This is a genomic window from Planktothrix prolifica NIVA-CYA 540 (genome assembly GCF_963864145.1).
GTDB lineage: Bacteria > Cyanobacteriota > Cyanobacteriia > Cyanobacteriales > Microcoleaceae > Planktothrix > Planktothrix agardhii.
The window spans coordinates 4414207-4437814 of the sequence record NZ_CAWLTW010000001.1; the positions used below are offsets into that span (position 1 = coordinate 4414207).

The 23608-nt window shown below is 41.0% G+C and carries 23 protein-coding genes and 3 tRNA genes; 8 read left to right on the top strand and 18 right to left on the bottom strand.

The features are described from left to right. Positions 1-76: 76 nt before the first annotated feature. From AC559H_RS19460 to cofG, 3 genes are all read right to left on the bottom strand, one after another. Positions 77-1297, bottom strand: coding sequence for a DNA double-strand break repair nuclease NurA (locus AC559H_RS19460; protein ID WP_026795219.1), 1221 nt, complete (start codon positions 1295-1297; stop codon positions 77-79). 124 nt (positions 1298-1421) lie between these two features. Then, a tRNA-Cys gene (locus tag AC559H_RS19465) sits at positions 1422-1492 on the bottom strand. A 16-nt stretch (positions 1493-1508) separates the two neighbouring features. Beyond that, positions 1509-2489 carry a 7,8-didemethyl-8-hydroxy-5-deazariboflavin synthase subunit CofG gene (gene cofG / locus AC559H_RS19470; RefSeq protein WP_036832119.1) on the bottom strand — a complete coding sequence of 327 codons (981 nt, stop codon included), beginning with the start codon at positions 2487-2489 and terminating at the stop codon, positions 1509-1511. A 182-nt stretch (positions 2490-2671) separates the two neighbouring features. Between cofG and AC559H_RS19475 the strand changes: the two genes are divergently transcribed. Further along, positions 2672-4732, top strand: coding sequence for a prolyl oligopeptidase family serine peptidase (locus AC559H_RS19475; RefSeq protein WP_026795217.1), 2061 nt, complete (start codon positions 2672-2674; stop codon positions 4730-4732). Positions 4733-4935: 203 nt separating this feature from the next. Here the strand turns inward: AC559H_RS19475 and AC559H_RS19480 are convergent, their stop codons facing one another. Both AC559H_RS19480 and AC559H_RS19485 read right to left on the bottom strand, forming a co-directional pair. Next, positions 4936-6426: a hypothetical protein gene (locus AC559H_RS19480; protein ID WP_026787934.1), complete on the bottom strand. Its 1491-nt coding sequence runs from the start codon at positions 6424-6426 to the stop codon at positions 4936-4938. 55 nt (positions 6427-6481) lie between these two features. Continuing rightward, entirely contained in the window at positions 6482-7465 is a 984-nt protein-coding gene (locus AC559H_RS19485) for a GntR family transcriptional regulator (RefSeq protein WP_026787933.1), read from the bottom strand. A gap of 301 nt (positions 7466-7766) precedes the next feature. Here AC559H_RS19485 and AC559H_RS19490 point away from each other — a divergent pair, with 301 nt between their 5' ends. From AC559H_RS19490 to AC559H_RS19500, 3 genes are all read left to right on the top strand, one after another. Beyond that, positions 7767-8501, top strand: coding sequence for a dienelactone hydrolase family protein (locus tag AC559H_RS19490; protein ID WP_026795216.1), 735 nt, complete (start codon positions 7767-7769; stop codon positions 8499-8501). A 188-nt stretch (positions 8502-8689) separates the two neighbouring features. Beyond that, the gene (locus AC559H_RS19495) at positions 8690-9574 is read left to right on the top strand and encodes a S1 RNA-binding domain-containing protein (protein WP_026787931.1); all 885 of its coding nucleotides are present in this window, start codon (positions 8690-8692) and stop codon (positions 9572-9574) included. Between the two features lie 191 nt (positions 9575-9765). After that, positions 9766-10719, top strand: coding sequence for a BadF/BadG/BcrA/BcrD ATPase family protein (locus AC559H_RS19500; RefSeq protein ID WP_026795215.1), 954 nt, complete (start codon positions 9766-9768; stop codon positions 10717-10719). A 37-nt stretch (positions 10720-10756) separates the two neighbouring features. Here AC559H_RS19500 and pyrF read toward each other — a convergent pair whose 3' ends face one another. The 4 genes from pyrF to AC559H_RS19520 form a co-directional block, all read right to left on the bottom strand. Then, positions 10757-11464, bottom strand: coding sequence for an orotidine-5'-phosphate decarboxylase (pyrF, locus tag AC559H_RS19505; protein WP_026795214.1), 708 nt, complete (start codon positions 11462-11464; stop codon positions 10757-10759). A 106-nt stretch (positions 11465-11570) separates the two neighbouring features. Next, positions 11571-11644: transfer RNA gene (locus AC559H_RS19510), tRNA-Met, on the bottom strand. Between the two features lie 190 nt (positions 11645-11834). Then, complete coding sequence (locus AC559H_RS19515) at positions 11835-12806, bottom strand: ABC transporter ATP-binding protein (protein WP_026795213.1); 972 nt, start codon at positions 12804-12806, stop codon at positions 11835-11837. A gap of 138 nt (positions 12807-12944) precedes the next feature. After that, the gene (locus AC559H_RS19520; RefSeq protein WP_051319563.1) at positions 12945-13787 is read right to left on the bottom strand and encodes a DUF8623 domain-containing protein; all 843 of its coding nucleotides are present in this window, start codon (positions 13785-13787) and stop codon (positions 12945-12947) included. Positions 13788-13882: 95 nt separating this feature from the next. Here AC559H_RS19520 and murG point away from each other — a divergent pair, with 95 nt between their 5' ends. Both murG and AC559H_RS19530 read left to right on the top strand, forming a co-directional pair. Then, a complete protein-coding gene (gene murG / locus AC559H_RS19525; protein WP_026795211.1) occupies positions 13883-14947 on the top strand; it encodes an undecaprenyldiphospho-muramoylpentapeptide beta-N-acetylglucosaminyltransferase in 1065 nt (354 codons plus the stop codon). A gap of 150 nt (positions 14948-15097) precedes the next feature. Beyond that, positions 15098-15754 (top strand): pentapeptide repeat-containing protein, encoded by a 657-nt coding sequence (locus AC559H_RS19530; protein ID WP_026795210.1) that lies wholly within the window; start codon positions 15098-15100, stop codon positions 15752-15754. A gap of 114 nt (positions 15755-15868) precedes the next feature. On the opposite strand, the gene AC559H_RS19535 is transcribed toward AC559H_RS19530, so the two are convergent. From AC559H_RS19535 to AC559H_RS19545, 3 genes are all read right to left on the bottom strand, one after another. Next, positions 15869-15941, bottom strand: a tRNA-Ala gene (locus AC559H_RS19535). Between the two features lie 105 nt (positions 15942-16046). Then, positions 16047-16259 (bottom strand): hypothetical protein, encoded by a 213-nt coding sequence (locus AC559H_RS19540; protein WP_026787924.1) that lies wholly within the window; start codon positions 16257-16259, stop codon positions 16047-16049. A 202-nt stretch (positions 16260-16461) separates the two neighbouring features. Further along, positions 16462-16884, bottom strand: coding sequence for a Fur family transcriptional regulator (locus AC559H_RS19545; protein WP_051319562.1), 423 nt, complete (start codon positions 16882-16884; stop codon positions 16462-16464). A gap of 144 nt (positions 16885-17028) precedes the next feature. Here AC559H_RS19545 and AC559H_RS19550 point away from each other — a divergent pair, with 144 nt between their 5' ends. Beyond that, the gene (locus AC559H_RS19550) at positions 17029-17742 is read left to right on the top strand and encodes a rubrerythrin family protein (RefSeq protein ID WP_026787922.1); all 714 of its coding nucleotides are present in this window, start codon (positions 17029-17031) and stop codon (positions 17740-17742) included. 79 nt (positions 17743-17821) lie between these two features. On the opposite strand, the gene AC559H_RS19555 is transcribed toward AC559H_RS19550, so the two are convergent. The 4 genes from AC559H_RS19555 to AC559H_RS19570 all read right to left on the bottom strand — a co-directional run bounded on the left by AC559H_RS19555 (position 17822) and on the right by AC559H_RS19570 (position 20532). Further along, positions 17822-18670 (bottom strand): acyl-CoA desaturase, encoded by an 849-nt coding sequence (locus AC559H_RS19555; protein ID WP_026795208.1) that lies wholly within the window; start codon positions 18668-18670, stop codon positions 17822-17824. Between the two features lie 192 nt (positions 18671-18862). Next, complete coding sequence (locus tag AC559H_RS19560; protein ID WP_155806310.1) at positions 18863-19012, bottom strand: hypothetical protein; 150 nt, start codon at positions 19010-19012, stop codon at positions 18863-18865. Between the two features lie 292 nt (positions 19013-19304). Further along, positions 19305-19793, bottom strand: coding sequence for a DUF29 domain-containing protein (locus tag AC559H_RS19565; RefSeq protein WP_026787920.1), 489 nt, complete (start codon positions 19791-19793; stop codon positions 19305-19307). A gap of 166 nt (positions 19794-19959) precedes the next feature. Continuing rightward, complete coding sequence (locus AC559H_RS19570) at positions 19960-20532, bottom strand: Uma2 family endonuclease (protein ID WP_026795207.1); 573 nt, start codon at positions 20530-20532, stop codon at positions 19960-19962. A gap of 127 nt (positions 20533-20659) precedes the next feature. Between AC559H_RS19570 and AC559H_RS19575 the strand changes: the two genes are divergently transcribed. After that, positions 20660-22006: a polysaccharide deacetylase family protein gene (locus tag AC559H_RS19575; protein ID WP_237745564.1), complete on the top strand. Its 1347-nt coding sequence runs from the start codon at positions 20660-20662 to the stop codon at positions 22004-22006. Positions 22007-22093: 87 nt separating this feature from the next. Here AC559H_RS19575 and cobD read toward each other — a convergent pair whose 3' ends face one another. Together cobD and AC559H_RS19585 are read right to left on the bottom strand one after the other, a co-directional pair. Further along, a complete protein-coding gene (gene cobD, locus AC559H_RS19580; protein ID WP_051319561.1) occupies positions 22094-23227 on the bottom strand; it encodes a threonine-phosphate decarboxylase CobD in 1134 nt (377 codons plus the stop codon). Positions 23228-23236: 9 nt separating this feature from the next. Beyond that, a complete protein-coding gene (locus tag AC559H_RS19585; protein ID WP_026795206.1) occupies positions 23237-23542 on the bottom strand; it encodes a non-specific DNA-binding protein Hbs in 306 nt (101 codons plus the stop codon). Positions 23543-23608 lie beyond the last annotated feature (66 nt).

Sequence of the window (23608 nt, forward strand, 5' to 3'; positions counted from 1 at the left end):
TTGATTGTATTTTCTGATAACTGCTAGAGACGTGCTATAGACGCGCCATGGCACCTCTCTACAGTGATGACTGATTTCACGCAATACTACCTCTTTTTCTTGCTTCCTTATAAGAAATTCCCACATTTCTTAATCCCGCTTTAATCATTTCTTGCTCTAACATGGTAAAAAATCGAGTGCGATCGCCCCCTTTTACCACTGCTTGATTATGGGCTTCTGCTAATACCACTGGATAACCATATCCCTTTTGAACTTGCGCCATTACCATTCCTAATGCTAACTCTAATTGGTCATAATTTTCTACCACCCAAGCCGGAACTTCTAAACGGGCGATTTCACTACCCATATTCACATAACAAAAATAGATTTGATGATGTTCATATAAATCTAAAATTGATGAATTAGAACGCCAAAAAGGACTGCGTTGACCGGGTTTTAATTGGGATTCCCATAATACCGTATCCCGCAGGGGTTCAAACACTTGACAAGGGGCTTTTTTCTCGCTTCCGGTTGAAATTATACCTCCTATTCCCGGACAATGTTGTAAACAATTGGGTTGCTCAAAGGGACAAGCCTGTAATCTTAAAAAGGATAAACTTTCACTACTTCGAGAAGCACTGACATATCCAAATAAAGGAATACCTGCTAACCGTAACTGTTCCCAAGATTCTAAAATTGGTAATAAAATTAAATCTCTGGCTTCTGAGGGTAATTGTTCTAAAAACCAATAGATTAACGAGCCATCAACTAAGGCTAAAGTGGGAACTGTTAACTGTTGATTTGGTGAAATTTCTAATAATTGATTCCCCGATTCTGCTAAAATAATTGCTTCGGATACAGCCCGACGATATCCCATCCATTCTTCGGTTTTGATTCCCCATTGGCGGGATAAATATAAGTCTTCCGGGCGATAATAAATTTCAGGAATACTATCTAAAATCGGATGACGACTTTGACCATAATGTAAAATTACTCGCCCGATATTAATTAAATAACAATAGGCAATTTCATGGGCACTGGGCGCAATTTGGGAACCATCCGTGGCAAAAACGGTATGGGCTAAAGGAGGTGCATTAATATCAGGACAATAACTTAAAGGTTCTAAGGGAGTAGCGGGTTTAAAGATCATTTTCGCATGAAAGTCTTCATAGTTCCGCATTAACTGATCATCATTTAATTTCGCTTGTTCAATTAAATTTAAAGCGATTTCAATGCGTTTACGGGATGCTTCTGCTTCTCGATTAATATGTTGACTCATGCCTTGCATTTGTTGAGCCAATTTTGTTAGATCTAACATAAGTTATTTTGGGGGAAACAAGAAAATGTAGGGGCAGGTTCCGTAATAATATTTGATCATAACAAACAAACTAAATAAAGGATCAAATCCTGAAAGACTAGACCCCATAAATTGATTATTTTAAAGGCGGCACCCAGATTTGAACTGGGGATGGAGATTTTGCAGACCTCTGCCTTACCACTTGGCTATGCCGCCACGACCATGCAGTTATTTAATATAACACAGGTGTTTCTGAAATAGCAAGTTTTTTTCGCCATTCAGTCACAGCCCCTTGCAGGTCAGGGAATACCCAAGGATCGTACTGAGGATAAACGGGCAACCGTCGCACCAATTCCCACCCATTGGGGGCTAAAATCTCCTGTAAGGACTGCTGATGGGGATGGGGATAGTCGGGGTTCACTTCGTCACGGGGGCCAATTCCGCCGAGATCCCGCGCCCCGGCTTCCAAACAGGCTAATAAAATATCAGGATGGGTAACTAAATTGGGGGGTATTTGTAAGGTAATATCAGGAGGTAAAATAGAATGGGCGATCGCCACAACTTCGGGTAATTGTTGTAAATTAAAACTGTTTCTGGGATCGATTTGTTGAGTCCCTAAACTATGAGGTTGTAAAATCACTTCTTGAATATGTCCCCATCGTTTATGAATCATTGTGATTGCCTTTAAAGTCTCTTTCATATCTTCAGAGGTTTCTCCAATTCCCAATAATAACCCAGTGGTAAATGGTATTTTTAATTCTCCTGCCCATTCTAACTGTTTTAATCGCAGTCCTGGGATTTTACTAGGGGAATAACGATGAACGGTTTCTAATAATTTGGGGTTAATTTGTTCTAACATTAAACCCATAGAAACATTCACTTGTTTTAGTTGGGTCATTTCCGTGAAATTTAATGGCCCAACATTGGTATGGGGTAAAAATCCTAAAGATATTGCTAATTCACATAATTCATAAATCCCTTTAAACCAAGCTAAACGTTGAGAACTATTGGGATGGACTTCTCCACTTAATACTAAAATCTCAATAATTCCTTGATTTTGAAGTGATTTTAAAATTTTTTCGGCTTCTGTTAAGGTTAACCAGTGACTTTCACCAATATCCGTTCTAAAGTTACAATAACTACAGCGATTAAAACAATCATAGGTTGGAACCAAGGTATAGGCTCGACTATAAGTAATTTGTTGATTGATCATAAATTTAATTTCATCATAATGATCTTTTTCAATTATAATAGAATCAGTAGGGGTGAGTTCGAGAATACCTCAAAACAATTTCTCAAAACTCGCCGATGACCTCAATTCAATTATCTATCAAGTGGTACTTGGCACTGTAATAGCCTCATCCCACAGCAGTTCAACCCTTATTATTTAACCCCATGTCTGAACAGAATTCAATCTTTAGCTATCCTCAAACTCGGAAATCCGATCAAGTTGACAATTATCATGGTGTCACCGTTACTGACCCCTATCGGTGGTTAGAAGATTTAGATTCAGAAGAAACCGCTTCATGGGTTGAAGCCCAAAACGCGGTAACATTCGGTTATTTGAATCAAATTCCAGCCAAAGAAACGATTAAACAACGCTTAACTCAACTTTGGGATTATGAAAAATATGGGATTCCTTTTAAGCAGGGAAATCGCTATTTTTATTTTAAAAATGATGGACTCCAGAATCAAAGTATTTTGTATGTTTTAGACTCATTAGATGCCGAACCTCAAGTTTTATTAGACCCAAATATCCTATCTGATGATGGTACAATTGCCCTATCAGGAATGTCTATTAGTGAAGATGGAAATTTAATGGCTTACGGGTTATCAACTTCCGGTTCTGATTGGCAAGAATGGAAAGTCAGAGATATTAATACTAAAGAAGATTTATCGGATCATTTAAAATGGGTTAAATTTTCGGGAGCATCTTGGACACACGATCATCAAGGATTCTATTATAGTCGTTATGATCAACCCCAGGATGGAAAACCCTTAGAAGAAATCAATTATTTTCAAAAACTCTATTACCATCGTTTAGGAACTGACCAATCTGAAGATACCTTAATTTATGAACGTCTTGATCATAAAGAATGGGGATTTAATGGATTTGTTACCGAAGATGGTAAGTATTTAATTATTTCTGTTTGGAAGGGAACTGAATCTAAAAACTTGGTTTTTTATCAAAATTTAACTCAACCCAATACTGAGGTTATAGAACTAATTTCTGAGTTTGAAGCCAGTTATAGTTTTATTGATTATCAAGGAGATATCTTTTGGTTTACGACGGATTTAGATGCTTCTCGAAGTCGAGTAATTGCCATTGATATTAATACCAAAATTCCTACCGAAATTATTCCCGAAGCTCCAGAAACCCTAGAAGGAGTTAACATTTTAAATAATCAATTCATTGCCGATTATTTGAAAGATGCCCATACTCAAATGAAAATCTTTAATTTAGATGGGTCATTTGTTCGAGAAATTGAATTACCAGGAATTGGTTCTGTGGGAGGTTTTGGGGGGAAGCGATATGATACGGAAACCTTCTATAGTTATACCAGTTTCACCGCTCCTAATACTATTTATCGCTACAATCTGATTACGGGAGAAAGTACAATTTATCGTCAAGCTCAGGTTGACTTTAATCCCGATGATTACGAAACCCAACAGGTTTTTTATCCTAGTAAAGATGGTACTTTAATCCCCATGTTTATTACTGCTAAAAAAGGGGTAGAATTGAATGGAAATAACCCGACAATATTATATGGATATGGGGGATTTAATATTTCCCTAACGCCTTCGTTTTCTATTAGTCGTTTAGTCTGGTTGGAAATGGGTGGTGTTTATGCGATCGCCAATTTACGAGGCGGGGGAGAATATGGAGAAAATTGGCATCAAGCCGGAACAAAACTCAAGAAACAAAATGTCTTTGATGACTTTATTTGTGCCGCCGAATGGTTAATAGAAAACCGCTATACTTCTACTGAAAAATTAGCAATTATGGGGGGAAGTAATGGTGGGTTGTTAGTAGGAGCTTGTATGATTCAACGCCCGGATTTATTCGCGGCGGTGTTACCTGCGGTGGGGGTTTTAGATATGCTCCGCTTCCATAAATTTACTATTGGTTGGGCCTGGTGTTCCGATTATGGTTCGCCGGAAAATCCCGAAGAATTTCAAGCCTTATACGCCTATTCTCCTCTGCATAATTTGAAGCCAGGAACCGCTTATCCAGCTACTTTAATTACTACAGGAGATCATGATGATCGAGTGGTTCCCGCCCATAGTTTTAAGTTTGCTTCTGCTTTACAGGAACACCATATTGGGGAAAATCCAGTATTAATCAGAATTGAAACAAAAGCCGGACATGGCGCCGGAAAACCCACGGATAAAGTGATTGAGGAAATTGCCGATCAATTTGCTTTTTTAAAGCGAGTTCTCCAGATTAATTCCTAAAAACGTTGTTGCCGTTGTTGCGCTTTAGCGCTCTTTCTAGGGGCACTGAAGAAGAATGGGCGCTGAAGCACAACAACGTGCGCTGAAGCGCAACAACGTGCGCTGAAGCGCAACAACGCGCAACAACGTGCGCAACAACGTGCGCAACAACGCGCAACAACGTGCAACAACGCACAACAATGGGCCTAACTACTTAGCAGTTTTTATAAAGGAACATGGGTGGCAATTTTTTCGTTATTAGCCCCATAAACTTCTAGGGAAATTTTGGCATTTTGACTAATAGTTTCTAAAGCAACTTTGAGGACTTGAACGTGCTTTTCAGCTTCGGAACGTTTTTTAGAATCCCCTGCTTGATCGGCATTTTTAGCCGTAGATTGAATTTGATTGACATATTCAGAGGTTAAGCGAACCGTAATCAAACTTTCAGTTACACTATAGTTACAAACCTTGGGATTTCCACTGCATAATTTACCTAAATCTTGACGGGCTTTTTCCAAGCGAGATGTAATCTGATTTTGAATATCTGCCCGTTTCCAAGACTCATTAAATGTTGTTAAAAGGGGCTTAATTTTCGCAGAATAGGAACTACTAACCGGAACTTGTTTTCCGTAACTGACCGCCCGACTCCAATAGGTAACAGCCTCAGACCAAGCACCCCGTTGTTCTAAAAGTTTGGCTTGTTCAGAATTACTAATCGCTTGATTATAAGCATCTAAACCCACTTGTTCAATGGTTTTGCGATCGCGAGCCGCTTCTACTTTAGGTTGATACCGGGCTAATAAAACCTGGGCTGATTGATAAGCCGTTGTCCCATAGGGAATAGTCGATAAAGTATTAGCTGCGGTTTGCCAAGTTTCAAATACCTGTTGCCAACTTTCGGCATATTTGGCTACTCCTTGACGGGCTTCTGCAACTTGGGCGGTTTTCTTCGCCGTGGCTAAAATTTGTTCCCCATCCCGTTCTAATTTTAAGCGATTTCTCACATCCCCTAAATTAGCACGATATTGTTGCCATCGGGCTTGAGCAAAGGGATAAACAATACTACTATTAGGAACTTGATCTAAAAGGGCGATCGCTTCTTCCCATAAAGATTGCATTTTCGTCCAATCTGCTACGGAATGGGGTGGATTTTGACCCATTTCTGAAGCCTTTGCTGCCACATTTAAGGATTTAACTACCGAATTTAATTCGTTATATTCTTGACGATAAACCGATAAAAGAGCTTGGGATTCAGGATAACGGGGCGACCAAAAAGGAATGGTTTCTAAGAGTTTAATCCCCGATTGTAAATCTTCTGACGCCAAAATAGGAGCTTTAGAAGAACTGACGGTTTCAATGATTTGTTTAGATTTTTGACTAAAATCTCTGGCGGTATCTATTTCCTGACATTCTCCCGTCACACAGGGACGAGTTACAGTATAAACACATCCAAATACCACAAGTAAAACCGCAGCAATTTTAGCCAGTAAAACTAGATTTAATCCCTTACGAATTGGTGGTTCTTGGGGAGATGGTTCATCAATATCAGTTTCTTCCTCAACCGATGTACTAATATCCTCTAAAGCCTCTATATCTTGGGTATCAAAAGGATTATATTCTCCCGTTTCTTCTTCTAAAAAAGGATTTTTAGCTTCTACCTCGGAGGATTTGCTAATATCTTGTTTTTGCTTTTGTTCTAAAACTGCTGTTTTCATAATTTTCTCCCTAGTAAGTGAGATATTCTACCATTAAAATTTTAGATGTTCAATTTTAACTCAAACCTAACTCCCGTTTGAGCAAATTAATTGATTCTGCACCAATATAATTCGGACAGCAGACCAATTGAGGTTGACGAATCAATTCTTCTCGATTGGTATGAACCAAATTCTTGATCACCGGATAACTGGCTTGATCGCAAATAATAATCCGGGCTGTGCGAATAATCGAATTAATCTTATAGGGATCGCTTAATTGAGCCGTCAGTACCAAAATATCATCCCCCCGCAAGCTGTGAATAATCACTTCCGTCGCCCTTAATAACCCCGAACTCAGACTCACAATTCCTAAATAAGTCCCCTTGGGAGCATCCCGCACCAACTCAATTTCCTTCGCATAGTTATGAATATCAATCGGAATCACCCGCACGGACTTAGGGGCGGCAATGGCTTCAGCTTGTCCAATAAAATAGCGACTGGTCACCACCGTTCCTGATGGGACTTTTTCTAATAATTCGGGTAGCTGTTCAATCGGGACTAATTGTACTGGAATTTTTAGGGCTTCTTCTAATTCCTGAGCCATTAATTCTCCAATCCCAATATCTTGAGCCGGAGCCGTTACTAAAACCCGGGCACTACACCGTAATCGCCAATCAATTTCCCCAAGAAACATTTCTCTGGCTTGATTCAGGGTACATCCTTGAGATAATAATTCATCCAAACTTCGTTGAATAGTTTTATTAGCTTGGGGATAATCTTCTAAAATCGGCGAGTTTAACCTAGAGCCACTTTCATTACCTAAAGCCCGCACATAAATCCCCGATCCCGCCTGAGCTTCTACTAAACCATTATCTTCCAATTGTCGATAAACTTTGCTAATCGTATTCCGGTGTAATCCCGTTTCCATCGCCAGTTGACGAGTGCTGGGTAAACGTTGTCCAGGGGGAAATTCTCGAGAGGCGATCGCAAATCTAATCTGATTAAATAGTTGGTTAGAGGCGGGAATATCGCTATCAGGTTGAATATAAAACCGAACCATGATTAAATCTCCAAGGGAATAAAGAAAAATGGGTTAAGTGTCTATTTCCCAGACATTACTGTTTGAGAAAAATATGGATTTATCTCCTGAAAATTTTTACACCCTTTAATTTTAATTGTGCCATTTATTGATCGGCTTTTTGTTTTTTTTAACGAGTTCTAAAGTTTTACCCGTTTTGTATCAGAAAGTTTTGATTAATTTTATTCATTATCAATTGCAATCATTTGATATCTTGCATATTACCCGATTTGGGGATATATCGGTATAGTGTTGAGAGTTATTCGTAACAGATTAAAAGATAATGATCAATCAACCCCTACACACCACCAATGTTCAGATTCCCAATGGGGACTTACAAATTGACGCCTATCTCGCTCAACCCCAGGGAGTAGGGCCATTTCCCGCCGTGATTGTGATTCAAGAAATTTTTGGGGTTAATTCCCATATTAGAGATGTGACCGAACGCATCGCCAAAGAAGGATATATTGCGATCGCACCCGCCATTTATCAACGCTTTGCCCCGGGTTTTGATGTCGGTTATACTCCAGAGGATATAGAATTAGGACGAAAATATAAAGATCAAACTACCGCCCCAGAACTATTAAGCGATATTCAAGCCACCCTCAAATACTTAAAAACCCTCCCCAACCTAAAACCCAAATTCGGTACCATTGGGTTTTGTTTTGGCGGTCACGTCGTCTATTTAGCCGCCACCCTCCCCGATATCCAAGCCACAGCCTGTTTCTATGGGGCTGGGATTGCCACTATGACCCCCGGTGGCGGAGCCCCAACAATCACCCGTACAGCAGACATTCAAGGGGTTCTCTATGGCTTTTTTGGCACAGAAGATCCCCTAATTCCTAACGAACAAGTAGATCAAATCGAAACCGAACTCCAAAACCATCAAATTCCCCATCAAATTTTCCGCTACAAAACCGATCACGGCTTCTTCTGCGACCAACGCAGCACCTACAACCCCCAAGCTGCTCAAGACGCCTGGACACAGGTTAAACAAATCTTTCAGCAGGAGTTATAGAGAATTACGAATTACGAATTACGAATGGGGAATGGGGAATATTTTACTTCCGCCTCCCCTGTCCGCCTTATTCACCCGACCTCCTCTAACTGTGTTATGCTCAGAAGATTGGAGTGTTGTTGAAGACGAGAGCAGCGTTATAAGCAGGTTCCTAACACCTTTATTTTTGTTTTTCTTTACTTTTTGTTATGGCTACTAAAAACCCGTCCTTTTCTCTTGATGATTTTGCCAAAGCCCTAGATCAACAGAATTATGATTTACATAAAGGGCAAATCGTCAAGGGTCAGGTAGAATCCTATACCAGTGATGGTGCTTACATTGATATTAAAGGAGCTAAATCTCCTGGTTTTATTCCTAAAAAAGAGATTTCAATTGTAGAAGTTGAGGATGTTTCCGAAATTCTCCCCTTAAAAGAGGAGCGAGATTTTCTAATTATTAGAGAACAAAATGCCGATGGTCAAATCTTACTTTCCATCCGACAATTAGAAATGAAACAAATTTGGGATCAACTCCTAGACGCTCAAAATGGAGGTCAATCTTTACAAGCTAGAGTGACCGGAGTAAATCGAGGAGGTGTGACCGTTGAAGTTCATTCTTTACGAGGATTTATTCCTCGATCGCATCTCTTAGAAAAAGACGACCTAGACTCCTTAGTTGATCAATCTTTAAGTGTTAGTATTTTAGAATTAGATCCCGAACGGAATAAAATTGTTTTATCCCAAAGATTAGCCTCTCAATCCATCGGTTTTAGTCAACTAGAAGTCGGTCAACTGGTGGAAGGAAAAGTCATGGGAGTTAAACCCTTTGGCGTGTTTGTGGATATTGAAGGAGTGACCGGATTAATTCACATTAAAGAAGTCAGTCAAAAATATGTTGAATCTTTACCCACCCTTTTCCCCGTAGGTAACTTTATCAAAGCAATGGTGATTAGTTTAGATGAAGGTCGCCATCGGATTTCCCTCTCTACCCGAATATTAGAAAATTATCCAGGTGAAGTAGTCGAGAAATTATCAGAAGTGATGGAATCAGCCGAAGCTCGTTCAGAAAGAGCTAAAAAGTTAATTATTCTGTAATTTAAAATTTCCCCCTAATATTATTATTATTTTAGGGGGATTATTTTTGACAAAGACCGATCCAGCAAATCTATCTGTTAAAGTCTTTCCCCCCCTGTTCCGGTGTTCCGGTGTTCCCTCCCCCCCTAGCCCCCCGTGCACGGGGGGTTTGGGGGGCTGTTCCCTCTATAATTTTAATTGTCAAACTTCTCATGATTCATGTTTTAGGAATTGATGGCGGCGGTTCTAAAACAGTTTGTGTGTTAATGAATGCCGAAGGTCAAATATTAGGACGGGGACAAGCCGGGCCCTCTAATTATCAAACAGTCGGAATTGATGCAGCTAAAATCAACATTATTTCAGCGATTAAACAAGCAGTTGATCAGAGTTTTTTAGCCTTAGAAGGGTTAGTTCCAATTCAAGGAATTAGTTTAGGATTAGCAGGAGTAGGGCGTCCTGAAGATATTGATTTAATTCGTAATTTGATCCAAGAAATTCAAACTCACCAAGAATTATCTATTGACTGGAAATTAACCCCAGAAAATATTATTATTAATGGTGATAGTGTAATTGCTTTAGTCGGAGGTTTAGGTCACTCCGTTGGTATAGTTGTAATTGCCGGAACAGGTTCCCATATATTCGGAAAAAATCGTCAAGGAATCACAAAACGAGTCGGCGGTTGGGGTTATATTTTAGGAGATGAAGGCAGTGGTTATGATATTGCGATTCAGGGGCTAAAAGCTGCCTTACGTTCCCATGATGGTCGCCTAGAATATACAAATCTAATTCCCCAATTTAAAGAAACTTTAAAGTTAAATTCCATTGAAGAATTAATTCCTATTATTTACCGTCAAGGATGGGGAGTTAAAAAAATCGCTAGTTTAGCGCCCATTGTAGATCAAGTTGCGGCGGAGGGTGATTCGGTCGCTCAAAATATTATTAAAAATGCCGTTAATGAATTAGCTTTAGCTACGGAAGTAGCCATTAATGCTTTATTTGAACCAACAGAATCCTTTGAAATTGTAGTGACCGGAGGAGTATGGCAAGGATTAGCTAATTTTCGCCATCAATTTGAAGTTGAAATTAATGCGATCGCTCCTTGGGCTAATATTATATCTCCTCGTCATGAACCAGCTTATGGTGCGGGATTGTTAGCACTAGAATAGTCTGATCATCAAGGACAATTAGACAATAAACAACAGCTTACCTAATTTCCTCAATAATACGTTCTAGGGCCTTAACGGGATCATTAGAGGCGGTGATCGGACGTCCAATAACCAGGTAATTCGCCCCGGCTTTCAGGGCTTCGGATGGGGTAAAAGTCCGTTGTTGATCGCCTTTATCTGCCCAAACCGGACGTACCCCCGGACAAACTAATAGAAACTCATCCCCACAGGTTTGACGGAGTTGGGCGACTTCCTGGGGAGAACAAACTGCCCCCGCCAACCCACTTTCTTGAGCTAATAAAGCCATACTTAAAGCATATTCAGGTAACTCTAAAGGCACTTTTAAATCAAAGGCTAAATCCCTAGAATTTAAACTGGTTAATAGGGTAATAGCGATTAATTTGGGGACGGGATAACCCGCCTCCTTTGCGCCATCTTCTGCGGCCATTTGTGCGGCTTTCATGGCTGTTTTTCCGGCTGTTGCATGAAGGGTAATTAAATCCACACCATATCGGGAAGCAGACCGACAAGCTCCAGCAACGGTATTAGGAATATCATGAAATTTTAAATCCAGAAAAATGCGTTTTTCTTGAGATTTGAGGAAGGTTAAAATTTCTGGGCCACAACTAACAAATAATTCTAAACCCACTTTCCAGAATGTAACTTGATGCAGTTTTTCAACTAGGGCGATCGCATCTTCTTTACTAGAAACATCCAAGGGAACAATAATTTTATCTAAGTTCATTTTCAATTATAAATTGTAGTGAGTCCTTTAGGACTCAGTACCAGGAACTTGCCATACCTTCAACAAGTCCCCGTTCAAAAAACAAAGATGATATTATCTTATAAAATGGCGGGGAGGGGATTTGAACTCCTGACCTTCGGGTTATGAGCCCGACGAGCTACCAGACTGCTCTACCCCGCGTTGCTTTTCTTCCTTTTGTATTATAACCATAACTTTCTGGATTTGGCAACCCCTTTTGGAAAATATTTTTTTTGGCGCAGGGGAGGTAGGGGGAAAAGCAGATGCTCTATTGTGATCAACGCCTAACGGCATCAAAGGTAAAATCACTATCCCCGTCTACAGTAGACCGAATGTTCTTGGTTTTCCATTCCTAAGTTGGTTTTACCCAGCAAGCAACTTGATGCTCGGTTTCAATCAATTCTAATTTAGGGTTTTCTTGAAAACAATGTTCAATCGCAAATCGACATCGCGGAGCAAAGGGACATCCTAGGGGATAATCTATTAAACTGGGTGGCATTCCAGCAATTGCTTTTAACGGTTCTTGACGAATTTGATCCAGTCGGGGTAAACTTTCTAATAGTCCAATTGTATAGGGATGACGAGGGTTTTTATATAGTTGATGTACCGTTGCTTGTTCCACAATTTGCCCCGCATACATGACTATAATTCTATCTGCTAATCCTGCTAATAATGCTAAATCATGGGTAATCCAAATGACAGACATTCCCTGTTCATTTTTCAGTTGTTTAACTAATTCTACAACCTGCGCTTGAACAGTTACATCTAAGGCGGTTGTGGGTTCATCTGCGATTAATAATTTGGGTTGACATCCTAAACCTATGGCAATCATTACCCGTTGACGCATTCCTCCAGAAAATTCGTGGGGATAGTTTTTTAATCGTTTTTCTGGATTAGAAATTCCCACCTGTTTCAATAGTTTAATAGCTTGGTTTTTAGCTTGTTCAGAAGTAAGTTTAAGATGAATTTGTAATGCTTCAGTAAGTTGTTTCCCAATAGTTAAAACCGGGTTAAGAGAAGTCATCGGGTCTTGAAAAACCATCGCAATTTCATGACCCCTAAGTTCTTGTAATTGTTGAGGATTGAATTTAATTAAATTTTTACCTTCAAATAAAATTTCACCTTGGGTAATTTTCCCTGGTGGTGATGGAATTAACCCTAAAATAGATAGGACACTAATACTTTTTCCTGACCCCGACTCCCCAACAATTCCTAGGGTTTCCCCTGGATAAACTTGATAGGAAATTCCATTCACAGCATGAACCACCCCATCAAGGGTAAAAAACTTAACGGCTAAATTTTTAACCTCTAATAAAGGAATCATTACTAATGGGTAATGGGTAATGGGTAATCGGTAATGGGTAATACTTCGACTTCGCTCAGTAACAGGGTAATGGGTAATGGTTAATAAACTGATGACTGGTACAGACGCGCCATGGCACGTCTCTACACTGATGACTGATTATTTGACTACTCGTAAGCGTTGGGTGATTAAGGTTACTCCTCCTTGACGCATTAAAATAGCAGAAATCCAATTATTTCCCGCTTTATCAGGAGCTTGACCTACTTTGAAAATACCGCCAGAGGGTAAAAATTCTAATTGTAAAAGACCGGAATTGTTATAGGTTTCTGCGGTAATAGGTTCTGTAATGGCGGTTCCAATTAAAATATCATTCTCTAAAGGTTCTTGAACAATTGCATCAATATTAAATTCCTGACCCGCTTTGACTTGTTCAGGGAGATTAAAAACTACCGTTGGCGGTTTCTTGCCTAAAGTTAGTTGATTTTTTTCTGCTATAATCTCCTGTTTAATAATTTTTTCCCCTTGAATTTGTTGCTGTGATGTGATGGTGGAAGTTAAGGCAAACTCGCGATTATCAATTTTTTTAGTTCCGGTAATTTCCGTAATGGTTGTCGTGGTTAAAATATCACCATTTTGTTGCCAAGATTGTAATTCTGTGCGATAATTAAGTTGAGAATATCTATTCCAAAATTCTTTCAGAACCTGTCTCAAACTTTGATAGTCTAATCCATCAGAATTGGTAAAATTAGAGCCATAAAAGCCCATTACCTTTTCCACGTCTCGACGATTAGCGGCGGCATCAATTTGATTTAAAAGATTAGTGACATTGGCGGGGGCTGTTTCTGGGGTTTCGGCATTCGCCCGTAGGGAAATCCCCGTACCCATTCCCCAAAGTATGGTTCCTAGAACTACAGAAAATAATGGCTTTGCCCATAAATGGCGCATCTGTACACCATACCTGTTCTGAAAAGATTGTCGTTGAACTATGGGAAAAATTGTCATTGGATTTTCAAAATTAAGAATAGCGATTTCCTGTAAGTTTTATGGTAACTTAAAAAGCCATAACACAAAGTTGAACGTAGTCTAGGGGAGAACACTTGAGTCAAACACCCATTCGCTTACTCATTGCCGCCAGTGGGACAGGTGGACATTTATTTCCGGCGATCGCCACCGCCGAAAACCTGTCTGATTTTGAGATAGAATGGTTAGGTGTACCCGATCGCCTCGAACGAGAATTAGTCCCGTCCCAATATCCCCTCCATACCATCTCCGTTGAAGGCTTCCAGCAACGCCTGGGTTTAGGAACCCTAAAAATCTTAGTCAAATTCGCCCGTTCCCTGGTGCAAGTTCGCCATCTCCTGAAAAAAGGTAAGTTTCGCGGGGTATTCACCACCGGAGGCTATATTGCAGCACCCGCTATTATTGCGGCTCGTTCCCTCGGTCTACCCGTAATTCTCCATGAGTCTAATGCTTTACCTGGAAAAGTGACCCGGAATTTTGGCCCATGGTGTAATGCCGTGGGTTTAGGGTTTGAAGCGGCTATTCCTTATCTTCCCCGTACTAATACGGTTGTAGTCGGAACCCCCGTGCGTCCCAACTTTCTCCAAACCTCTGCCCCGTTATCTTTTTCTCTCCCCGATGAGGTTCCGGTTATTGTGGTGGTTGGGGGAAGTCAGGGGGCGGTGAGTGTGAATAAATTAGTCCGAGAGGCTGCTCCTACTTGGTTTGAAGCCGGGGCGTGGGTAGTCCATTTAACGGGAAATAATGACCCCGATGTGAATGTATTAAACCATCCTCAGTATATTAAAATGCCCTTTTATGAGAATATGGCAGCCTTGTTGAAACGGGCGACTTTAGCCGTAAGTCGTTCCGGGGCGGGAACCTTAACGGAATTAGCCATTACCCACACCCCCTCAATTTTAATTCCCTATCCCTTTGCCGCCGAAGACCATCAAACCTATAACGCTAAGGTTTTTGCCGGGGCGGGTGCGGCGTGGATGTTTCAACAAAAAGACTTGACCGCAGACCTGTTAGCGAGTAAAGTTTTGTATCTGCTACAATCGCCGGAACAGTTACAAAAAATGGCAGAAGCCACCGCCTCCGTTGCCATCACCAACAGTGCAGAACAATTAGGGGATTTAATCAGAAAGCTTGTAGTTTAGATGGGACTGTATCAACAGTAACGGTTTTTCTCAGTGATTTCCGTCACACTGGGATCAAAACAATATCACAGACAACAGGGATTTCACGCATACCCCAATGCCCGATAATAATAGATGATATAAAAGATAAAGTTTTTTGAGGGTGTGGGTATGAAATTCGCAACAGTAGCCACCACAGTAGTGATGATGATCTTGGGTTTAACTGTTCCCGCTCAGGCTGAGAACCCCGCCCATCTCAAGCAGCTATTGGAAACCAAAAACTGCCCTGGGTGTGACCTTAGTGGCGCTCAGTTAGCAGGTGTGAACCTTCAAGGTGCTAATCTTCGAGATGCCAACTTGAAAGGAGCTAATTTACAGGGTGCTAATCTGAATGAAGTTAATTTTAATCGGGCTGTATTGACCGAAGCGAATTTAGAAAGTGCCCATCTAGTTGCAGCTAAGTTACATGGGGCTAATTTAGAACAATCTAATTTGAGCTATTCTAACCTGAGTTTAGCGGGTTTAGTAATTGCTAATTTAAACCATGCTAACTTGAGTCATGCTAATCTGATTGGAGCAAATTTAGAGAGTGCAGATTTAACGGGTGCTAACCTCAGAAATACTCAACAATCTGTTGCTACTTTAGGTGAAGTGAAGCTACAAGAAGGCAGTTTATACGGATTTGATGTCAGTGGTGTTAATTTCCGCGATGCCGATTTAACAGGCGCTAATCTCACGGGTGCAAATTTAACCGCTTCAGATTTAGCCGGAGCGACTTTAGAAAATACCACAATGATTAATGCAAATTTAATGGATATTCGTCGATAAAAACCTGTAGAAACCAAACCCATACAACAAAATATCACAACCTATTCAGGATTCCTACCTGGAGGTTTGATATTTTATTTTACTATTTACTATCCATTGGACACTGTTTATAAATGGAGCTAAGCGGGCTCGAACCGCTGACCCCCGCAATGCCATTGCGGTGCTCTACCAACTGAGCTATAACCCCTTGCATTATTTCAATATAGTCTTTTAACCAATGCTTTGTCAAGTAGTCAGTGAAAACTTTTTTTCGGAGTGTAGGATAACGGAATTCCCAACGCTCCGAAGGCTACTAAAAGTAATAATAAGCGTGCTGAGACATTTGGGCGAAGTGATCAATACAAGATCCCATCAGGAAGTAAACTAACCCCATAGCGGCGGCGGACAAGGCAACTAAGATCCCGGCCAGCATGAAGGAGTATTCTTTGAACTCCACAGCTTGCTTCATTAAGTGTAATGACCAAGCAACCAGAGCCACATCAATTATTAGAATAGGAATCAACATAAGTTACGTTTCGTAACATTTCCCCTATTCTAACAAGTGTTCCGATCAGAATGCCAGCTTCAGCAATTCCATCACTCCGTAGAAGATCAACAGAGAGGATTCATCCCCCCAAAACCCATTACCCAAAACCCAAAACCCATTACCCAAAACCCATTACCCATTACCCAAAACCTATTACCCAAAACCTATTACCCATTACCTATCAATCACAGCGATCGCAACAGCCCTTAACCGTAATTTCATAGGCATTCACCCGAAACCCTGGGGGTAAAGGGGTAAGAGGCAAATCACCCAGGACATCCCACTCTAAATCCTGAATTTGACCACAACACTCACAGACAAAATGGTGATGGGGTTCCACCTTGGCATCATAACGAGTGACTCCTTCATCTAGCAGTACCTCTCGGACTAATCCCACCGATCGCAAAACCGTCAAAGCACTATAAACACTAGCTTTAGAAGCGATAGGAAGTTCCCGATTAATCTCGGTGAGAATATCATCCACCGTCGGGTGATCGTAACGAGACAAGAGATTAGCATAAACCGCAAAACGTTGGGGGGTGATGCGTAACCCCTTTTGCTTCATCTTTTGGCTGATCTCGGTGGTTTTATTCTGACCTTCCATGGCTTGCTATATTAAATCTTCCTTTACAGATCATAACATTTATTTTAAGTAACTGAACTTTAGATCAATCTTATTCTTATCCTTGACAAATTTAAAGCTAAGAATTATTCTTAGTTATAGCGAGATCAATAATAAGGAGACACAATGGACTTATCCAACGCAGAAACCGCCAAAAACCTTGAATCTGCCTTTGGTGGAGAATCAATGGCCAATCGCAAATATCTATTTTTCGCAGAAGTTACAAAAAAACTTGGGCTGGGGGATTTGTCCAAACTGTTTCGGGAAACCGCCAATCAAGAAACAGAACACGCCTTTGCCCATTTCCGCCTCCTGCATCCAGAATTAGTCGTCACTGACCCCGACGCCCTATCCGATGAAGAAAAGAAAAAAATTGCTACCCGGTGTTTGGAGTTGGCTATTGAAGGGGAAACCTACGAATACACCACCATGTACCCCGAATTTGCCACCCAAGCCCGAATTGATCGAGATGAGCAGGCAGTGAGTGAATTTGAAGAACAAGAGGCTGAGTCCCGGGAACACGCCGGAATTTTCCGCAAAGCTGCCTCTAACTTTGGCCTATTGGTTCCGATTGAACATCATCACGCCGACCAATATACGGAAGCCATGAACACACTACACGGTGGGGCTGCGACCGCCAAATCCGCTCCTGGCGATCCTCAAACCCAAAAATGGATTTGTCGCCAATGTTCAATGATTTACGATCCTGTTGTCGGTGATCCTGATTCCGGTATTGCCCCAGGAACAGCCTTTGAAGCCATTCCCGAAGATTGGCATTGTCCGATTTGTGGCGTAACCAAAAAGAGCTTTATGGTTTACGAAGAAGCGATCGCAGCCTAACCCGTTTCCCCCAAATCACAATGAAAAACCCGCCCATCGGATCAACTGTCTTAGGGGGCGGGTTCCCTGTTCCCTATTCTTAGGCTTGTTTTACCCGTTGAGTCGGGGGCATGACCACTTTCTGGGCCAAACCAACGGTTTTTAAAACCCAAATTGACCACCAAGTCATATCGAGTTCCCACCATTTCAGTCCCGCTTTAGCAACATTCGGATAGGCGTGATGGTTATTATGCCAACCTTCCCCGTAGGTAAAAATTGCCGCCCACCAAAGATTCCGAGAATTATCATTGGTGTCAAAGCTGCGGTATCCCCACATATGAGTTACCGAATTAATCAACCAGGTACTATGCCACAACACCACAGCCCGGACAAATACCCCATAAATGACCCATGACCAACCCCCAATGGCATAAAGCAGTAAGGCCACGGGAATTTGCATTAACAGATGATACCGATCTAACCAACAATAAAAGGGATCTCGTGCTAAATCCGGTGCAAATCGTTTGTAGTGTTCAGCGTCAAAAAAGGATGGACGAGGATAGAAAATCCACATCATGTGACTCCACCAAAATCCTCGTTTTGCGGAGTAGGGATCTTTATCTTCATGTTCGGTATGGGCATGGTGCAAACGGTGTCCGGCTACCCAAAAAATCGGCCCCCCTTGCAAGGCACAAACCCCAACTAAAGTAATCCCATATTCTAACCATTTGGGAACTTTAAAACTGCGATGACTTAATAGACGATGGTAGCCTAAACAAATTCCAATACTGCCAAAAAACCAGTGTAGAAACAGCGTAATTCCTAACGCTGACCAGGAAAAAAACCAAGGTGCTAATAAAGCCAGCAAATGGATAATACCGAAAAACGCAACTGTTAAACCGCTTAATTTCGGTTCATTTTCCGGCGAAGTTGCGGTCTGAAACGTCATGAAAATCTCCTCAACTAATAAATGTTTAATTAATCAATGGAAGCCAATCTGGGTTGATTGTAGGATAACAGAAATTTCTATCCATCCTTCCTGAAAAAATTGTGAATCAAAAACTCACCGACTTACCTGGCGATCTCTTGAATAAATCTCTGGTATTTTCATCAACCTTTGATTTGAGTTTAAACAAAATGTTTATCCAGTTGTTGTTGGGTTTAAAGTTCGATCAGCGATGGCGAGATTTTGATCACTCCCTTGAGTATGTATCATTATCAATTGATTCAACAAGCCTGTTTCAGCATTCGTAGCTTCGCTGGCGACTTCGATTCCGGGTTGCGATCGCAAATTTTTTCTTAAGTTCAGACGGGTTTCCTCGTTATCTTAAATTCAAGCCAACCGGATTATATCATGTTTTTGTTGAATTTTAGGATAACTTTCATATTCAAATAAATCTTGGGTTAACACCCCAAGCGGAAATTCTGTCAACAGACTCAATTAATTTTGCTATTTTAAGTTGAGTATATAATTACACAATTTTTAGACTAAAATATTTTAGTGTAATTGTCAATAAGTGTTTATCTCTCTTTTGTCGTTCTTCAAAAGGTTTCAAAGCAGAGGAACACGATATATCGTATCCCTACTGATCATTTTTTGGGCAATTCTTCTCAGAAGGTAAAAAATCAGGATTAAGAACTTCTTCTACAGTAAAGGGAGACTCCGTGGGAAATAGATTAATAGATAAACCTGTTTCACCGGCGGCTAGTTCCCTGGCATCTTGATAAGATTCATTAAAAATATCTTCAAAAAAACGATATAGACTCGGGCTGGTTTTGAAGGTATCTCGGAGGCGTTGACGATGTTCAAGAATGATGTACCGCCAACTATTTGTTCGTTTTTCTGGCTGATATTTATATTTGAGTAAGTGCATTAAAAGTACCTTCAAATTACTTTTTAAAGCATTTTTATCGCTTCTCCCCATACTTTCCAGTTCCTCTAGTAAGTTCTCTAAATCTACTTCGGCAAATTTTCCCTCTTTTAATATGTTGATAGTTGTCTGTAACCACAGATAAAAATCCCGATCATAAAGGGATGTTATTGCAGTTGTCGTTGATTGGATAGTGGTCATTTTTTTGACTCCCTTTCTCTTATCTACATAAGTCTAACAGATTCCATAATTTATCGCTATATAGGGTCAATAAACCCTGTTTATCACCTACTCAATACTTTGAATAAGTTGCTCATTTCGTAGTGAGTCCTTCAGGACTCTAAGCCCTAAAGGGCTTACTACGAAGTTAATTATCTTCAAAGGTAACATCTTCATATAAAGCCTCGATATGAGTGCGAAAATCAATACTGGTGAGATGAATTTCACTGCCTGAATGATAGAATTGTAATACCCACAAACCTTCGTTATTGCGACGAAAACAGTCTACACGCTGACGTTTTTGGTTAATTAAAACATACTCTTGTAAGGTTTCTAATTGTTGATAGTCGGCAAACTTGTCACCACGATCAAATGCTTCTGTTTTTGGGGATAAAACTTCAACAATTAAACAAGGATATTTTTTATGATTTGTAAATTTTTGATCCCTGGGATCACAAGTTACCATAACATCAGGATAATAATAAATATTAGCCGTATCTATCTGAGCTTTCATATCGGACATATAAACCCGACAACCTTTCCCTCGAACATGATTTCTTAACAGGGTAAATAAGTTTCCAGCAATTGTAACATGAGCATCACTCGCCCCTGCCATTGCATAAACTTGTCCGTCAATATATTCATGTTTGATCGGGCTGGTTTCTTCCCCTGCTAGATAATCTTCGGGAGAAATGTAAGTTTCGTGTTGATTAGCAATCATAGTTTTGAAAATAAAGTTATTTTTAAATTAATTCTAACATTTTGTAGTGAAGCATGAACGCCTCTAAGCCCTGAAGGGCTTACTACAAATGGTAGAATGTGGTAATTTGTTGAAGAAGTGGGGCATCGTGTTAAAAAATTCAAAATGGTTTTATCAAAACTGCATTTATCTCAGTTCATCCTTAATATTCTGGGGTTGCGCCAAGCCCTCCTCGCTGGTTTCACCCACCGAACAGTCTAACTCAGTAGTCTCCGAAACCCCGAAACCAATCCCCAAAAAACCTGTTAATAGTTTAGGAGGTTATTTCTATTCTAATGGAAACGGGCGTTGTCCCGATGGGAGTCGCCTGAATCAAATTTTGGGCTATTGCGTAGAAGGAAATCAGGCGTTGGGCCCTTTTTCCCAGAAACTTGTCGCCGCCTGTAAGGATGCTGATGGGGGTGATGCTTGCGGGTCAACTCGTTGGAGTTCCGCCTTACTGTATAAACTAATTCAGGATCAAAATCCGGTGGTAAGTCGTCCCCCTCAGTTTGTACTACTGGCTTTTGATGGGTCTTATTCCCTAGATGCCTGGAAAAAATCTCGCAACTTTACTCAAAGTATGGCGAAAAAAAATATCCCGGTTCACTTTACCTATTTTATTAGTGGGGTTTATTTTGTAAATAATGAGAAACGCAACCTCTATAAACCCCCTGGGGGCAAGGGTCAGGGACGGTCTGCCATTGGTTGGGGTGGCACTAAGCAAGAGATTAATCTCCGTCTGGAACAGTTAAATCAAGCATACCAAGAGGGTCATGAAATTGGCTCCCATGCGGTGGGTCACTTTGATGGGAGTCGCTGGAGTGAGGCGGACTGGAAAAAAGAGTTTGACTATTTTGATCAGTTTATTTTTGATGCCTACAAAATCAATAGTTTGAAGGGTGCTTTTGCCTTTGACCGCAGTGCTATTCAAGGTTTTCGCGCTCCTGAGTTGGGTCAGAGTCCGGGTTTATACAAAACTTTGAAGAAAACCGGATTTCGCTATGATACTAGCAAAGTGGCATCAGCGAATTACTGGCCGAAACAAGAAAATGGGATTTGGAATTTTCCCCTGGCTTCTTTAACAACGGCAATTACCCGCAAAAATGTTCTATCAATGGATTATAACTTTTACTATCTCCATTCTCAGGCGAAACCAAATTCTAGTAATGCCAAGCGCTATGAAGAAGATACTTTTCAAACTTATTTAAAATACTTCAATAGTAACTATTCTGGCAACCGTGCGCCTGTAAATATCGGTCATCACTTTTCAGCTTGGAATCAGGGAGCTTACTGGAATGCGCTATTTCGTTTTGCTGAGGAGGTTTGTGGGAAACCAGAAGTCCGATGTATTACTTATAGCGAGTTGGCGGATTTTATGGATTTACAAACTCCTGAACAAATTGCTGTTTATCAGAAGGGGGATTTTCCTAAAATAGAAGCTGAGTTGAACTGATATAGCGCCCGCCAAGGCAGTTAAGACACCAGACGGATATTGGAACCCAGACGGTAAAGTGTTTTCCCCCGGTGTTCCCTCCCCCCCCTAGCCCTGCGTGCACGGGGGGTTTGGGGGGGCTGTTTCCTGTTCCCTGCTATAATCCCTTAACGCCTCAATTAACCTTTGATTCTCGGCTTCGGTTCTAATTGCAACTCGGAAATAGCGATCGCCCAAACCGGGAAAACTCAAACAATCCCGAATTAGAATTCGGTGTTTTTTTAATAGATTTAATTGCAATTTAGAAACCGAAAAATCAGATTCTACTAAAATAAAATTAGCCGCACCTGGGTAGGGTTTTAATCCTGATATATTGGCTAAATTATGATATAATTGAGGACGGGATTCTTCTAACCAATTCCAGGTTTGTTGTTGAAATTCATGATCTTTTAAAACAGCAATTCCGGCCGCCACCGCCAAACTATTTACAGGCCAAGGATCGCGCCACCGTTGCCATTTTTCTAAGCGTTGGGGATGGGCGATCGCATATCCTAAACGCAATCCGGGTAAACTATAGAATTTGGTTAGCGATCGCAAAATCACTAAATTTTCATATTCCTTCACCCAAGAAACTAAACTTTGCTGTTGGCTAGGAAGTAAAAAATCCATAAATGCCTCATCCACCACCACCAAAGCAAACTGTTTTAAGGATTCTAATAATATTTCAGCCGTAAACAGTTTTCCGGTGGGATTATGGGGATTATTTAATAATAACCCCGATTTAGAACTCAAGGGTTGAGGCATAGAGAAATCTAACTCAATAGAGGCCATCGCAAGCGGACACTCGATCACATTCCCCTCAAAAGCCTTGAGTGAGCGCCCATAGTCTCCAAAGGCAGGAGTCAGTAAATAGGTCGCATCTAATGCCGCTAATTCCCGTCCTGCCCAGGTCAGTAACTCTGCGGCCCCATTTCCGGGTAAAACCCAATCCGCCCCTAGGAAGTTCGATCCGGTTTCGCGGTTGATTTGAGAGGCGATCGCTTCTTTCAATTCTCCATAATCAGGATTGGGATAGGCTTTTAAATCCCTCAGATGGTCTTGAATTGCCACCAGAGCCGACAAAGGCGGCCCCCAAGGATTAATACTGGCGGAAAAATCCAGAATATCCAAGGGAGAGCAGTCGGCCACGGTCGCAGCCCAAATCAAATTTCCACCATGACGGGGTGAATGGGTTGCTTCCACGCCTAGAAATTAGTCCTCATCACTATCTGGCTCTGCTTTGGTATTAGCCACTTTTTCCTTGAATAGTTTACCCGATGAAAAAGCCGGGACTTTGGTGGCTGGAATTTCCATTTTTTCCCCAGTTTTCGGGTTACGACCCTCACGGGCTTTCCGTTCGCGGGACTCAAAGGAACCAAAGCCAACCAGTGTCACTTTGTCATCATTGGAAACTGCTTCCATGATGGTTTCTAAAGCTGCCGTTAACACCGCATCAGCTTGTTTTTTGGTCACACTGGCCCGTTCTGCTACGGCGTCCACTAATTCACCTTTGTTCATTTGAGTTTTTACTCCTTAAAATTGGCATGAAGCAATCAATAGTATAGCTGTTGACTGTTGACTCGT

Excerpts from the sequence above, each read along its gene's own strand:
- AC559H_RS19545 (WP_051319562.1), bottom strand. The coding sequence starts at position 16,884 with ATGGAAGGTCAGAATAAAACCACCGAGATCAGCCAAAAGATGAAGCAA.
- AC559H_RS19485 (WP_026787933.1), bottom strand. The coding sequence starts at position 7,465 with ATGGTTCGGTTTTATATTCAACCTGATAGCGATATTCCCGCCTCTAAC.
- AC559H_RS19460 (WP_026795219.1), bottom strand. The coding sequence starts at position 1,297 with ATGTTAGATCTAACAAAATTGGCTCAACAAATGCAAGGCATGAGTCAA.
- AC559H_RS19515 (WP_026795213.1), bottom strand. The coding sequence starts at position 12,806 with ATGATTCCTTTATTAGAGGTTAAAAATTTAGCCGTTAAGTTTTTTACC.
- AC559H_RS19520 (WP_051319563.1), bottom strand. The coding sequence starts at position 13,787 with ATGACAATTTTTCCCATAGTTCAACGACAATCTTTTCAGAACAGGTAT.
- AC559H_RS19555 (WP_026795208.1), bottom strand. The coding sequence starts at position 18,670 with ATGACGTTTCAGACCGCAACTTCGCCGGAAAATGAACCGAAATTAAGC.
- AC559H_RS19480 (WP_026787934.1), bottom strand. The coding sequence starts at position 6,426 with ATGAAAACAGCAGTTTTAGAACAAAAGCAAAAACAAGATATTAGCAAA.
- AC559H_RS19500 (WP_026795215.1), top strand. The coding sequence starts at position 9,766 with ATGATTCATGTTTTAGGAATTGATGGCGGCGGTTCTAAAACAGTTTGT.
- cofG (WP_036832119.1), bottom strand. The coding sequence starts at position 2,489 with ATGATCAATCAACAAATTACTTATAGTCGAGCCTATACCTTGGTTCCA.
- AC559H_RS19550 (WP_026787922.1), top strand. The coding sequence starts at position 17,029 with ATGGACTTATCCAACGCAGAAACCGCCAAAAACCTTGAATCTGCCTTT.
- AC559H_RS19540 (WP_026787924.1), bottom strand. The coding sequence starts at position 16,259 with ATGTTGATTCCTATTCTAATAATTGATGTGGCTCTGGTTGCTTGGTCA.
- AC559H_RS19490 (WP_026795216.1), top strand. The coding sequence starts at position 7,767 with ATGATCAATCAACCCCTACACACCACCAATGTTCAGATTCCCAATGGG.
- AC559H_RS19570 (WP_026795207.1), bottom strand. The coding sequence starts at position 20,532 with ATGATTGCTAATCAACACGAAACTTACATTTCTCCCGAAGATTATCTA.
- AC559H_RS19530 (WP_026795210.1), top strand. The coding sequence starts at position 15,098 with ATGAAATTCGCAACAGTAGCCACCACAGTAGTGATGATGATCTTGGGT.
- pyrF (WP_026795214.1), bottom strand. The coding sequence starts at position 11,464 with ATGAACTTAGATAAAATTATTGTTCCCTTGGATGTTTCTAGTAAAGAA.
- AC559H_RS19585 (WP_026795206.1), bottom strand. The coding sequence starts at position 23,542 with ATGAACAAAGGTGAATTAGTGGACGCCGTAGCAGAACGGGCCAGTGTG.
- AC559H_RS19495 (WP_026787931.1), top strand. The coding sequence starts at position 8,690 with ATGGCTACTAAAAACCCGTCCTTTTCTCTTGATGATTTTGCCAAAGCC.
- AC559H_RS19475 (WP_026795217.1), top strand. The coding sequence starts at position 2,672 with ATGTCTGAACAGAATTCAATCTTTAGCTATCCTCAAACTCGGAAATCC.
- AC559H_RS19565 (WP_026787920.1), bottom strand. The coding sequence starts at position 19,793 with ATGACCACTATCCAATCAACGACAACTGCAATAACATCCCTTTATGAT.